Annotated in this window: 12 protein-coding genes and 1 tRNA gene; 4 read left to right on the top strand and 9 right to left on the bottom strand. The window is 61.4% G+C overall.

Features of this window, described 5'->3' with window-relative positions:
* Positions 1 to 23 precede the first annotated feature (23 nt).
* Entirely contained in the window at positions 24 to 599 is a 576-nt protein-coding gene (locus tag PSH96_RS03600; protein ID WP_069787925.1) for a flavin reductase family protein, read from the top strand.
* Between the two features lie 3 nt (positions 600 to 602).
* Here the strand turns inward: PSH96_RS03600 and PSH96_RS03605 are convergent, their stop codons facing one another.
* A complete protein-coding gene (locus PSH96_RS03605; protein ID WP_305457559.1) occupies positions 603 to 1487 on the bottom strand; it encodes a LysR family transcriptional regulator in 885 nt (294 codons plus the stop codon).
* Positions 1488 to 1608: 121 nt separating this feature from the next.
* Between PSH96_RS03605 and PSH96_RS03610 the strand changes: the two genes are divergently transcribed.
* On the top strand, positions 1609 to 2946 hold the full coding sequence (locus PSH96_RS03610) for an MFS transporter (protein ID WP_305459977.1): 1338 nt from the start codon (positions 1609 to 1611) through the stop codon (positions 2944 to 2946).
* 396 nt (positions 2947 to 3342) lie between these two features.
* Here the strand turns inward: PSH96_RS03610 and PSH96_RS03615 are convergent, their stop codons facing one another.
* Complete coding sequence (locus PSH96_RS03615) at positions 3343 to 4152, bottom strand: AraC family transcriptional regulator (protein WP_065929696.1); 810 nt, start codon at positions 4150 to 4152, stop codon at positions 3343 to 3345.
* A 137-nt stretch (positions 4153 to 4289) separates the two neighbouring features.
* Here PSH96_RS03615 and PSH96_RS03620 point away from each other — a divergent pair, with 137 nt between their 5' ends.
* Together PSH96_RS03620 and ddlA are read left to right on the top strand one after the other, a co-directional pair.
* Entirely contained in the window at positions 4290 to 4928 is a 639-nt protein-coding gene (locus tag PSH96_RS03620) for a LysE family translocator (protein ID WP_236369211.1), read from the top strand.
* A gap of 44 nt (positions 4929 to 4972) precedes the next feature.
* Complete coding sequence (ddlA, locus tag PSH96_RS03625) at positions 4973 to 6067, top strand: D-alanine--D-alanine ligase (RefSeq protein WP_305457561.1); 1095 nt, start codon at positions 4973 to 4975, stop codon at positions 6065 to 6067.
* Positions 6068 to 6246: 179 nt separating this feature from the next.
* On the opposite strand, the gene PSH96_RS03630 is transcribed toward ddlA, so the two are convergent.
* From PSH96_RS03630 to PSH96_RS03660, 7 genes are all read right to left on the bottom strand, one after another.
* Positions 6247 to 6969 (bottom strand): polyphenol oxidase family protein, encoded by a 723-nt coding sequence (locus tag PSH96_RS03630; protein ID WP_305457562.1) that lies wholly within the window; start codon positions 6967 to 6969, stop codon positions 6247 to 6249.
* Between the two features lie 25 nt (positions 6970 to 6994).
* Positions 6995 to 8824 carry a gamma-glutamyltransferase gene (gene ggt / locus PSH96_RS03635; RefSeq protein ID WP_305457563.1) on the bottom strand — a complete coding sequence of 610 codons (1830 nt, stop codon included), beginning with the start codon at positions 8822 to 8824 and terminating at the stop codon, positions 6995 to 6997.
* A gap of 35 nt (positions 8825 to 8859) precedes the next feature.
* Positions 8860 to 9639 (bottom strand): PhzF family phenazine biosynthesis protein, encoded by a 780-nt coding sequence (locus PSH96_RS03640; RefSeq protein WP_305457565.1) that lies wholly within the window; start codon positions 9637 to 9639, stop codon positions 8860 to 8862.
* A gap of 96 nt (positions 9640 to 9735) precedes the next feature.
* Positions 9736 to 10569, bottom strand: a complete 834-nt coding sequence (locus tag PSH96_RS03645) for an EamA family transporter (protein ID WP_305457567.1) — start codon at positions 10567 to 10569, stop codon at positions 9736 to 9738.
* Complete coding sequence (gene rimJ / locus PSH96_RS03650) at positions 10566 to 11132, bottom strand: ribosomal protein S5-alanine N-acetyltransferase (RefSeq protein ID WP_305457569.1); 567 nt, start codon at positions 11130 to 11132, stop codon at positions 10566 to 10568. The genes PSH96_RS03645 and rimJ overlap by 4 nt, the downstream gene beginning before the upstream one ends.
* A 96-nt stretch (positions 11133 to 11228) precedes the next feature.
* Positions 11229 to 11305: transfer RNA gene (locus tag PSH96_RS03655), tRNA-Met, on the bottom strand.
* Positions 11306 to 11723: 418 nt separating this feature from the next.
* Positions 11724 to 12275 carry an RNA polymerase sigma factor gene (locus PSH96_RS03660; protein WP_305457571.1) on the bottom strand — a complete coding sequence of 184 codons (552 nt, stop codon included), beginning with the start codon at positions 12273 to 12275 and terminating at the stop codon, positions 11724 to 11726.
* Between the last annotated feature and the right edge of the window lie 14 nt (positions 12276 to 12289).

The following is a 12289-nucleotide window of genomic DNA, read 5'->3' on the forward strand; positions in this document are numbered from 1 at the left end:
CTTGCTTGAAGAGCCGAACCTCCATGAGCCCGACCCACCGTCGCCCCGTCCCGCTGTCCAAGGCCTACCGCTTGCTCAACCATGGGCCGACCGTGCTGGTGAGTGCCGCCCACGACGGCAAACGCAATATCATGGCTGCCGCCTGGGCCATGCCGCTGGATTTTGAACCGCCCAAAGTCGCCGTGGTGTTGGACAAGTCCACCTGGACTCGCCAACTGCTGGAAGGCGCCGGCACCTTCGTGTTGCAAGTGCCCTGTGTGGCGCAGGCCGATCTGGTGCAGACGGTCGGTAATACCAGCGGTTCCGAGACCGACAAGTTCGCCGCCTACGGCCTGCACACCTTCAGTGGCGAGCACACCCAGGCGCCGCTGCTGGAAGGCTGCGTAGCCTGGCTGGAATGCCGCTTGTTGCCCGAGCCACATAACCAGCAGACCTACGACCTGTTCCTCGGCGAAGTGGTCGCCGCCTATGCCGACGAGCGCGTGTTCAGCGACGGGCATTGGCACTTCGAAGGGCATGACGAATTGCGCACCTTGCACCATATCGCCGGCGGGAATTTCCTCAGCATCGGCGCGCCGGTTGTCGGGCGCCAGCTGTAAGCCTTACCAGCGCGCGTTTGCCAAGGCGTCGGCAAACGCCATGAGCTTCGGCGAGTATTGCCGCGACGGTGGGTAGACCAACGAGATCGCCCGACTGCGCCCGGCAAACGCTTGCAGTATGGGCACCAGCCGCCCGGCAGCGAGGTCATCGCGAACGGCAAAATCCATCACTTGGGCGATGCCGAAGCCGCCCAGCGCGGCGTCCACCATCGCGTCACCGATATCAAAGATCAACCGACCTTCGACGGCTACGTCCTGCACCTTGCCGTCGCGCATGAACTGCCAATCGACCAGGCGGCCGTTGCGCAGATTGCGTACGGCAATGCAGTTGTGAGCCTTAAGATCCTCGACGTTTTGCGGGGTGCCGAAACGCGCAAGGTAACTGGGCGCGGCGACGGTTACCCAACGCAACGGCGGCAGAGTGCGAGCGATCAGGCGCTGGTCCTGGATCTCGCCGGTACGCAACAACGCATCAAAACCTTCGTCGACAATATCCACCAGGCGGTCGGTCATCACCGCTTCAATGCGCAACTGCGGGTAACGCATGGTCAGCTCGCCGATCAACGGCATCACCACTTTGCGCCCGAACAGCGACGGCGTGCTGATCTTCAACAGGCCGGATGGGCTGCTGCGCCGGTCGAGCATCAACTTTTCGGTTTCGGCCAATTCCGCCAGTAACGGCGCGCAGCGTTCGTACAACATTTGCCCGTCGGGTGTGAGGCTGACGCTGCGGGTATTGCGCTGCAGCAGGCGCACGCCCAGCTCGCTTTCCAGCCGCGAGATAGCGCGCGACAGCCCGGACTGGGTGAGCCCCAAGTCACCCGCAGCACGCGTGAAGCTGCGAGTTTCGGCCACACGGGCCAGCAGGCGAACAGCGTTCAAATCCATGATTAAAGTCATTACTGAAAGGTTGATAGCGATATTTATCATCTGCTGCGCATAAAAGACACTGGCAGCCTCTCATTTTGGACAGGACGCTGTGATGTCTCCCTCTCGACCCTCTGGCTGGATGCTGGTGTTGCTGGCCACTGCGCAACTGATCATCGCCCTGGATGCCACCATCGTGTTCGTGGCCTTGCCACAGATCGGCGCCCACCTGGATTTTTCTGCCCAGCAATTGCAGTGGGTCGTCAGCGCCTACAGCGTGGCATTTGGCGGGTTCTTGCTGCTGGGTGGCCGGGCTACGGATCTGCTTGGCAAGCGCCGCTTGTATCGAGTTGGGCAGTCCCTGTATGCGTTGGCGTCGCTGGCGGCGGTGCTGGGTGGCAGCGCGGTTTTGCTGGTGCTGGCGCGTGCGGTGCAAGGCGTGGGCGGGGCGTTGTTGTTCCCGGCCACATTGGCGCTGATCAATACGCACTATGCCGAAGGCCCGGCGCGCAACCGCGCGTTTGCGGTGTGGAGCGCGGCGTCGGCAGCTGGGTTGGCGCTCGGCGCGTTGCTGGGGGGCGTACTGACCCAGGCGTGGGGCTGGGAAGCGGTGTTTCTGGTGAACGTGCCGCTGGCCGGCGGCTGCGCGTGGGCGGCGCGCTACTGGATCCCGGCCGATGGCGAGCGTGTGCGTGGGCGCAAGTTTGATATCGGTGGCGCGCTGACCGTGACCGTTGGCGGCACCTTGCTGGTGTTCTCGCTGGTGCAAGGCCCGGAATGGGGCTGGGCCGCCCCCTCGACGTTGGGTTGCATCGCCCTGGCCGTGGTGCTGCTCGGGTTGTTCGCCTGGATCGAACAGCGCGGCCGCGACCCGTTGATGCCGCTGCGGCTGTTTGCCTATCGGGAACTGCGCATGGCCATGGTGCTGACGGCAATATTCATGAGCAGCTTCGGCGTGCAGTACTACTTCCTGGCGCTGTATTACCAGCAGGTCTACGGCTACAGCGTGTTGCAAGCCGGGTTGGCGTTTTTGCCGGCGACCCTGGTGTGTACGTTCGGCATCTGGCTGGCGGAGCGCTCGCTGGCAAGGCTGGGGTTGCGCAACACCTTGGTCACCGGGCAACTGGCGGGTGCGGTGGGCATTGCGCTGGTGTGCTGGGCGCTGCCAACGGGGGTGGGGTTCTGGTCGTTGTTGCCGGGGATTTTTATCTTGAGCATCGGCCAAGGCATGACCTGGACGGCGATGTGGGTCGCGGCGGGCTTGGGCATCCGGCCAGGCGAGCAGGGCGTCGCGGCGGGCATGGCCTCGACCAGCCAGCAGATTGGTGGGGCGTTGGGGCTGGCGGTGTTGGTGTCCGTGGCCAATAGTGGTGGGATCGAGCTGGCGTTGTGGTGGAGTGCGGCGATTGCCTTGGTGGGCGGCGTGTTGGCGCTGCGCCTTAAAGCGCCCGCGCCGAGCGCGATTTTAAAAACCACATAGGGCAACTGTGGGAGCTGGCTTGCCTGCGATGGCATCAACTGGGTGTGCCTGATACACCGAGGTGTCTGCATCGCAGCGGTGCGACGATTCGACAAGCCAGCTCCCACAGAAAAGCACATCTTCAGTGCACGCAAATCCGCAGCCGACCTCATATAAAACTGCATGCGGTCAACTGTGGGAGCAAGCCCGCTCCCACATTTAGACTGCGTTGCATCAGGTAGATAGGCTTTTGCTTTGCACTTGATCTGGCTCTTGCTTCAACCACTCAGGTCGGCTTTCAGGCCGCCGTGCTTTGCTTTTGATCTTGATCTGCTTTTGATCTGAGGCGCCCCGTTAGCCGCGCTGGGCCAAGGATGGCCGGCTCCCACTGCTTTAATCGCATTACAGGTGAGCCAATCAGCGCCCAAGCATCTTCACCCACCGCGACGGCGGCATGCCGTAGGTGCTGCGAAATTGCCGGGTCATATGGCTCTGGTCGGTGAACCCCGCCGTCAGGGCCGCGTCCACCAGCGATTGGCCTTGGGCCAGCAAGCTGCGCACCAAATCCAGCCGCCGCATGGTCAGGTAGCGGTAGGGGCTGGTGCCGAACAACAAACGAAAGTCTCGCGACAGCGCCCAGCGATCGCGACCGCAGTGGTCGGCCATTTCATCCAGGGTAATGCTGCGGCCCAGGGCGCTGTGGATAAACTCACGGGCGCGCTCGGCGGCCACATAATCGAAGGATTTGCGGCTGATGATTGCGCCGGATGCCGCGTTCAGCGCGTGTGCCAGGTCGAACAGGGCGTCCTGTTCCTGCATCGGGTCGATCGGGCAGTCCAGGCTTTGCAGCAACACTTCGCTGGCGCGAAACAGGCGCGGATCAGTCGACAAACCGTTGTGTATAAACGGCAATGGCCGACCACCGAGAATCTGTTGGATCAGCGCCGGCTCCACATAAATCATGCGGTACTTGAAACCCTCCACACTGCTGGCGCGGCCATCATGGGATTCATCGGGGTGAATCACCATGGTCCGGCCCGGCAGGCTGTGGGTCATGCAACCGCGGTAGTGATAGCTCTGCACGCCAAACAAGGTGCGCCCGATGGCGTAGGTGTCGTGGCGATGCGGGTCGAACGCAAAACCGGCAAAGTACGCCTCGATACGGTCCAGGCCGCTGGCGTGCGGGGCGCGGTGCAGCCAGTCGAGGGTGGAAGTGGGTTGGCCCATGATGACTTGTCACATGTAGAGGTGGAAACACGTTAACCGAGTCTGCAGCGGTTGTCTGCCGGGGTCTTGTACGATTGTGCAAGCGTGGGCCGAGGCCTATGATCCAGGTTCGTGTACTGCGCTGACGGAGCTGGCTCATGGATTTTTTCAACCCCGCCTATGTGGCCCCGTTGGTCTCGCTGGCACTGCTGTGGACGGTTGCTGTGGTGACGCCTGGGCCAAACTTTTTCAACACCGCGCAGTTGGCTGCCAGCTGCTCCAGGCGCCATGGCGTTGTGGCCTCGGCGGGCGTGGCCAGCGGCACGATCATTTGGGGCTTGGCGGGCGGCCTGGGCATCAAGTCGCTGTTTACTGCTGCGCCGATGCTCTACCTGGCGTTCAAGATCATCGGCGGTTGTTACCTGATCTACCTCGGGCTCAAACTGTTCAAACGCTCGGCTCCGGCTGCGGGCCAGACGGTTCTGCCCGATGCACCACGCCGCTCATTGTTCTCTGCCTGGCGGTTCGGGTTACTGGGTAACTTGTCCAACCCCAAGGCTGCGCTGTTCGTCGCCACGGCCTTTGCCTCGACCATGCCGCCATCACCTTCGCCAGCACTGCTCACCCTGGCAGTCATCACCATGGCCACCTTGTCGTTCAGTTGGTATTCCAGCGTTGCCCTGGTGTTTTCCAGCGAGCGCATGGCCAACCTTTACGCGCGCTCACGCAAATGGCTCGACCGCTTTGCCGGTGGTTGCTACCTGCTGTTCGGCGCACATCTGGTAGCGAATCGCTGACCGCTCATGGTAAGAAGCCTTACTTTCAATAGTGAGGCCGGGTCATGAGCAAGGTGCGGGTAGGTATTATTTTTGGTGGCCGTTCGGCCGAGCATGAAGTCTCGTTGCAGTCGGCGCGCAATATCGTCGATGCGCTGGACCGTTCGCGCTTTGAACCCATCTTGATCGGCATCGACAAGGCCGGCCACTGGCACCTCAACGACACGTCGAACTTTCTGATCAACCAGGAAAACCCGGCGCTTATCGCGCTCAACCAATCCAACCGTGAGCTGGCAGTAGTACCGGGCAAAGCCAATCAGCAAGTGGTGGAAACCTCCGGGCAAGGCCTGCTGGAACACATCGACGTGATCTTCCCTATTGTCCACGGCACCCTCGGCGAAGACGGCTGCCTGCAAGGCTTGCTGCGCATGGCCGACCTGCCTTTCGTCGGCTCCGACGTGCTGGGTTCGGCGGTCTGCATGGACAAAGACATCAGCAAGCGTCTGCTGCGCGATGCCGGTATTGCCGTCACACCGTTTATCACCCTGACCCGCCGCAATGCGGCGCGTACTTCGTTTGAAGCGGCTATGAACAAGCTCGGTTTGCCGATGTTCGTCAAACCCGCCAACCAGGGTTCTTCGGTGGGCGTGAGTAAGGTTGGCAACGAGGCCGAGTACCACGCCGCCGTAGAACTGGCCTTGGGCTTTGATGAAAAAGTGCTGGTGGAATCTGCCGTCCAAGGCCGTGAAATCGAATGTGCCGTGTTGGGCAACGACAACCCCATCGCCAGTGGCTGTGGCGAAATTGTGGTGAGCAACGGCTTCTATTCCTACGACAGCAAATACATCGACGACCAGGCCGCCCAAGTGGTGGTGCCGGCCGATATCAGCGTCGAAGCCAGCGAGCGCATTCGCCGCCTGGCTATCGAAGCGTTTGAGGTTTTGGGCTGCGCGGGTTTGGCGCGGGTTGATGTGTTCCTCACCGATGACGGCGAAGTGCTGATCAACGAGATCAACTCATTGCCGGGCTTCACACGTATCAGCATGTACCCAAAGCTGTGGCAGGCGGCAGGGATGAGTTACAGCGAGCTGGTGAGCCGGTTGATCGAGCTGGCGCTGGAGCGGCATGCCGGGCGTAAGGGGTTAAAGATCAGCCGATAAAATGAATCGAGGGAATGCGGCACCTGTGGCGAGGGAGCTTGCCCCGCGTTGGGACGCGAAGCGGCCCCAAAACCAGCCAGCACGGTTCCACCCTGAAATAACGCAGTAGCTAAATTGGGGCTGCTGCGCAGCCCAACGCGGGGCAAGCCCGCTCGCCACAAATGCGCCCTTGGCACTGATCAGGGTTTGCGAGCAATCCACGAATAGATCAACGTCTTCGCTTCTTCAGGGTTATGCGTGCGCCTGCGATAGCTGGCGAAGCTGGCGCAAGTGCAATACGTACACACTTCACTGACTTCGATCTGCTCACGCTTAAATCCTGCCGCTTGCAGCAACATCACTCCGTAGCCGCTCAAATCGAACCAGGCACTTGCGGTTTGCCTGGCATAGGGCGGGGCAATTTCGGGGGGCAGCAATGGCGCCGGTTGTACGAAGTTCCACGGCGCCTGACCGTCACGCCAAAGGTGGCCTTGGTCCGCCTGAAACTGCGCAATAAAGTCCTCGCTCACTTCATAGCAGCACGGTTTGATCGACGGTCCGATAGCCACCTGCAACTGCTCCACGGCGATGCCTTCGTCGGCAAATTGCTGCACGGCATTGGCGATGATCCCACCCTGCAACCCCTTCCAACCGCCATGCACCGCGGCGACCCTCGCACCGTCTTCAGCCGCGATGAGAATGGGCAGGCAATCGGCCGTGATCACTGCAATCGGCTGATGCTCGCGCGTGAACACGCCATCTGCCGCGACGCTGTTGGCCTCCAGGGCCGCCTGCCATTCAATCACCGTGGCACTGTGCACCTGCTTGCAGATGAACACTGCGTCCGGGCGCGCTGGGTCATTGATTGAACAAAAACCATGGTCGACGCCGGGGAGGGCGCCGAGATTATCAGCCTGTTGCACGGCACTCTCTCCGTTCGTAGAACATTCAGTCGCCGACCGCTTCGCCTTCGCGCCGAGGGTCGGCGCCGCCGCTCAGGGTAACCTTGCCTTGAGCATCGCGCGTGCGAACAATGGCCTGGATGCCGCTGGTCATATCGATTTCGCTCAACGCGTGGCCCTTGGCGCGCAGCGCCTGTTTCAACGCCGGGCTGAACAGGCCGGCCTCCAACTCGGTCGCGCCGTTGCGGCTGCCGAAGTTGGGCAGGCTGATGGCGGCTTGCGGGTCGAGGTTCCAGTCGAGCATCGCCACCAGGGATTTGCTCACGTATTCGATGATTTGCGAACCGCCCGGAGAGCCCACCGTCGCCAGCAGCTCGCCGCTCTGGCGGTCGAACACCAGGGTCGGGGTCATGGCCGAGCGCGGGCGTTTGCCGGGCTCGACGCGATTGGCCACCGGCTGGCCGTTTTCTTGCGGGATAAACGAAAAGTCGGTCATCTGGTTGTTGAGCAAAAAGCCCTGCACCATCACGTGGGAGCCGAACGCCGCTTCCACCGTGGTGGTCATCGACACAGCGCCGCCCTGGTCATCCACCGCCACCACTTGCGAGGTGGAGATGCGCAGCGGCGAGCGGTCCGGCGCGTAGGCCACCTGGATGCCCGCCGGCGTGCCCGGCTTGGCAATGCCCATGCTGCGTTCGCCGATCAGGGCGGCGCGCTGTGCCAGGTAGTTGGGTGCGACAAGGCCCGCGACCGGTACCGGGGTGAAGTCCGAGTCGGCCACATACAGCGCGCGGTCGGCAAAAGCCAGGCGGCCCGCTTCGGCGATCAGGTGCACGGCTTCGGGCGTAGGCTCAAGGCCCGCAGGCGATGCACTCTTCACCGGTTTCATCGGCGCGATGGCCAGGCTCGGGTCACGGGCCTCCACCGCCTGCAAGGTGCCGAGGATTTGCGCCACGGCTATCCCGCCCGACGACGGCGGCGGCATGCCGCACACCCGGTATTGCTTGTAATCGGTGCACAGCAGCGTGCGTTCCTTGGCGGTGTAGCCTCGAAGGTCGGCCTGCGAGAGACTGCCCGCATTGCGATTGCCCTGGACCTTACGCGCGATTTCATCGGCAATCGGCCCTTGGTACAGCGCGTCTGGCCCTTCCTTGGCGATGCGCTTGAACACAGCAGCCAGCGCCGGGTTTTTCAGCAGTGTACCGGTGGCTTTAGGCGAGCCATCGGCGTTCAGAAAGTAGGCCGCCATTTCCGGCGACTGGGGAATGTAGCGGTCGGCAGCAATCAGCGCGTGCAAACGTGGGGAAATCGCAAAGCCTTGCTCCGACAGCCGAATCGCCGGTTCAAACAGCTTGGCCCATTGCAGGTGCCCGGTCTTCTGGTGCGCCATCTGCAGTGCGCGTAAAACCCCCGGCGTGCCGACCGAGCGCCCGCCAATCTGCGCGTCGGGAAACGCCATCGGTGTGCCGTCGGCCTTCAGGAACAACCGCTCAGTCGCGCCGGCGGGTGCTGTTTCACGGCCGTCATAGGCGTGCACATTTTTGCCATCCCACAGCATGATGAACGCACCACCGCCGATGCCGGAAGACTGCGGCTCCACCAGGGTCAGCACTGCCTGCATCGCAATCGCCGCATCAATTGCCGAACCGCCCTGGCGCAACATCTCGCGCCCGGCTTCAGCCGCCAGCGGGTTGGCGGCGGCGGCCATATGGCGTTCGGCGTGGCGGGTGGTGAGGTCGGTGCGGTAACCCGAGCCCAATTCCGGTGCCGGAGGCTGTTCGTTGACGGGGGTGTGACAGCCGGCCAGCGCGAGCGCTGCGGCAATCATCGACAGTTGACGGCGGGAAATCGAAAACACGCGCTGAACTCCGTTCATTTTGAGAATGATCTGTTGTCCTTGGGTGGTCCTTTTTACAGGTAAATCGTGCCTTGCAGGTAGAGTGCTGCATGGCCTGAAATGATCACGCGGTCGCCATTGAGTTCACACCGCAGTTGCCCACGGCGCTTGCCGCCCTGTTCGGCGTTCAACTGCGACTTGCCCAGGCGCTCGGCCCAGAACGGTGCCAGCGAGGTGTGGGCCGAGCCGGTGACCGGGTCTTCATTGACGCCCACGTTCGGGCCAAACCAACGGGAAATAAAATCAAAGCGTGTGCTTTTGGCTGTCACTGCTATCCCGCGTTTGGGCAGGCCCTTGAGGCGTGCAAAATCTGGCGCGAGTGCCGCGACCTGGGCTTCGTCATCAACGAGAACGATATAGTCATCAGTGGCATACACCTCGGCGTGTTCGAGCCCCAGCGCGCTCAACATGCCGGCTGGCGGCTCGCAACGCTCGGGCTGTTTGGCCGGGAAGTCCATTGCCAGTTCGTCGCCATTGCGCGTCACGCGAAGCTCACCGCTGCGGGTAGCAAAACGCAAAACTTCAGGCGCATTCGGCAGCTTGTGAATCAACACCCAGGCGGCAGCCAACGTCGCATGGCCACACAGGTCCACTTCGACTTCGGGGGTGAGCCAGCGCAACTCATAGACCTCGCCACGGGGCACGAAAAAGGCCGTTTCCGAAAGGTTGTTTTCGGCGGCGATGTGGTGCAGTTGCTCGGTGGGCAACCACTCGGTCAGCGGGCACACGGCCGCGGGGTTACCACCGAACACCTGTTGGCTGAACGCGTCGACTTGATAGATGTCCAGTTTCATCGCAGGCACTCCATATTGGGAGGCAGGACACTAGCAGTGGGTTACGTGGAGCGTCAAAGTACAGATCCTCAGTTTTTTTGTGCGCATGTGTCCTGGTCAGCCCAGGCGCAACACCATCGCGCCGGCGGCAATGATGCAGGCAGCAATCATGCGCACGCGTGTCAGCTGTTCTTTGAGCACCCAGGCCGAGATCACCACGCCAAACAGGATCGAGGTTTCGCGCAGGGCCGAGACGGTGGCGATAGGTGCGTGTGTCATCGCCCATAGCGCCAGGCCGTATGACGCCACAGTGCCTGCGCCCCCGACGGCGCCAAGCCGCCAGTGATGGGCGACGTAGTGACAGAACGCTGCACGCCGGGCGGCTAAAGCCCACGCGGCAAGCGGGATGCCCGTCAGCAAGAATATCCACAGCGTGTAAGCCGCGGGTGCGCCGGACTTGCGCACGCCAAGGCCATCGACCAGCGTATAGCCAGCTATCACCAGGGCGTTTATCAGCGCCAGCATCAGCCCTTTGTTATGCCCGGCCGAGGGCGCTGCGGCCATACTCAAGATACCCAGGCAGATCACGCCAATCCCAAGCCAGGCAAACGCCGAGAGTGGCTCGTGCAACACCAGCACACTGACCAGCGCCACCAGCAGCGGCGCGGTGCCACGCATGATCGGATAGGTCTGGCTCATGTCGGCAATGCGGTAGGTCGAGGCCACCAGCACGAAATACAGCACCTGCAAAACCACCGATGCGCCGATGAAGGGCCAGCTTTCTCTGGCCGGCAGCGCCAGAAACGGGACGGCCGCCAGCGCAATCAAAGAGGCGGTGGAGGCGATCATGCAGGTGGTCAGCAGCTTGTCGACGCCGCCTTTGACCACCGCATTCCAGGTGGCGTGAAGGGCGGCGCCCAGCATGATGATGGCGAATACGCTGAGGCTCATGCGTCACCGTTCACGGGGTTGATCAGCGACGTCAATACATGGTCCGCCCACACGCCATTGATCTTCAAGTAGGCCCGCGCGTACCCCTCTCGCTCAAAGCCCAACCGCTCAAGCAGGCGTGCACTGCGTTGGTTTTCTGGCCTGTAGTTGGCCATGATACGGTGCAGTTTCATCTCAGCGAATACATAGTCAATCGCAGCGCTCAGCGCCTGGTGCATCAACCCTTGGCCTTGGGCCGTTTCATCCAGTGCGTAGCCCAAATGGCAGGCCTCGAATGCGCCGCGCACGATGTTGTTGAAGTTGCAGCTGCCGATTATCCGGCGGTCGCGCAGTATCAACAGATGCAAGGCTTCACCGTTGGCGGTTTTCTCGGCCATGGCTTCGAGGCGCTGGGTAATGGCGCTGAGCTCGAAGAAGTCATCCTCGCGAGTCGGCTCCCAGGGTTGAAGGTAGGCGCGGTTTTGCACCAGGTGCGCTTGCAAGGCCTGGGCGTGACGCGGGTGGGCGGCGTGCAGCGTCAGCCGTTCGGTGGTGATGCCATGGATGGGGAAGAGGGGGGGCACGTATCGCCTCCTTGTGGTTGGGGGCGAGTATGCCTGAGGGACTTTTCTGCAGGCATAAAAAAACGGCCTACCTTTCGGTAAGCCGTTTTTAGTACTTGGTGGCTACGCAGGGACTTGAACCCCGGACCCCAGCATTATGAATGCTATGCTCTAACCAACTGAGCTACGTAGCCAAGTGGCGCGCATTATTCGCGTAGAACGCATATGCGTCAAGCGTTTATTTCAAAATTTTATCTACGCTTTCAACTGTTTAAACAGAATAAGGCCAAACGGCGACGAGTGGTGTGGCGAATACGGGTATTTCAGCCACGAAGATCCAAGGTGGGGTTTGCTCGCGAAAGCAGATTGTCAGTTGATGCATGTGTTGACTGGCGCACCGCTTTCGCGTTCAAGCCCGCTCCCACATGGGCTTTGCGGTGTTCTGCCGACTGTGTTGAATGCATGATCGCAAGGGTGTGGCGCTGCAGGCCATTTGACGATGATCTCCAAGGTGCCCTTTGGCGAGGCTTGTGATCCTGTTACTGCGCACGGTAAAGCGTAATTCGGTTGGGCAGATATCCCTGCCGCCCAACGCTTGCCCCCAGGGCCGGCTTACGGTTGCGACAGGTTGTGCGTGACGCGTTTCAAGTGTTCGCGCGCCCGTGAAAGGCGTGAGCGAACGGTGCCGATAGGGATGTCCAGCACGTCGGCGGTGTCTTGGTAACTACCATCGGTTTCCAACGAAGCGTAGAGCGTCTTGCGCATTTCCGCCGGTAAGTGATCGATGGCGCTCAAGGTATTTTCCAGTCGGCGGTTGATCTCGAATTCCCAATCCAGATTCTTGTTTTCCTCTTGGCCATGCCACAGCGATTCATCGAATTCGCAATGCACCGGTTTGGCATACAGGCGCCGGAAATGGTTGCGGACCAGGTTCTGCGCAATGCCGCACATCCAGGTACTGAGGGTGGCCTGGCCACTGAACCGCTCTCGGTTGCGCCAAGCCTCCAGGTAGGTCAATTGCAGGATGTCGTCGGCGTCCTCGGGGTTGAGTACGCGTTTATGAATAAAACGCCGGAGTTTTTTCTGCTGGTCGTCCGTCAGTTGGAGCATGAATTGAGGCGAGTCGCCAACGAGCTGCGCTAAAGCTTCAATAGGGATATTCACGATTTTTTCCTCAG

Origin of the sequence: Pseudomonas sp. FP2338, from assembly GCF_030687515.1 — a bacterium.
In the GTDB taxonomy this organism is placed as follows: Bacteria; Pseudomonadota; Gammaproteobacteria; order Pseudomonadales; family Pseudomonadaceae; genus Aquipseudomonas; species Aquipseudomonas salomonii.

Excerpts from the sequence above, each read along its gene's own strand:
- PSH96_RS03600 (WP_069787925.1), top strand. The coding sequence starts at position 24 with ATGAGCCCGACCCACCGTCGCCCCGTCCCGCTGTCCAAGGCCTACCGC.
- PSH96_RS03605 (WP_305457559.1), bottom strand. The coding sequence starts at position 1,487 with ATGGATTTGAACGCTGTTCGCCTGCTGGCCCGTGTGGCCGAAACTCGC.
- PSH96_RS03610 (WP_305459977.1), top strand. The coding sequence starts at position 1,609 with ATGCTGGTGTTGCTGGCCACTGCGCAACTGATCATCGCCCTGGATGCC.
- PSH96_RS03615 (WP_065929696.1), bottom strand. The coding sequence starts at position 4,152 with ATGGGCCAACCCACTTCCACCCTCGACTGGCTGCACCGCGCCCCGCAC.
- PSH96_RS03620 (WP_236369211.1), top strand. The coding sequence starts at position 4,290 with ATGGATTTTTTCAACCCCGCCTATGTGGCCCCGTTGGTCTCGCTGGCA.
- ddlA (WP_305457561.1), top strand. The coding sequence starts at position 4,973 with ATGAGCAAGGTGCGGGTAGGTATTATTTTTGGTGGCCGTTCGGCCGAG.
- ggt (WP_305457563.1), bottom strand. The coding sequence starts at position 8,824 with ATGAACGGAGTTCAGCGCGTGTTTTCGATTTCCCGCCGTCAACTGTCG.
- PSH96_RS03640 (WP_305457565.1), bottom strand. The coding sequence starts at position 9,639 with ATGAAACTGGACATCTATCAAGTCGACGCGTTCAGCCAACAGGTGTTC.
- PSH96_RS03645 (WP_305457567.1), bottom strand. The coding sequence starts at position 10,569 with ATGAGCCTCAGCGTATTCGCCATCATCATGCTGGGCGCCGCCCTTCAC.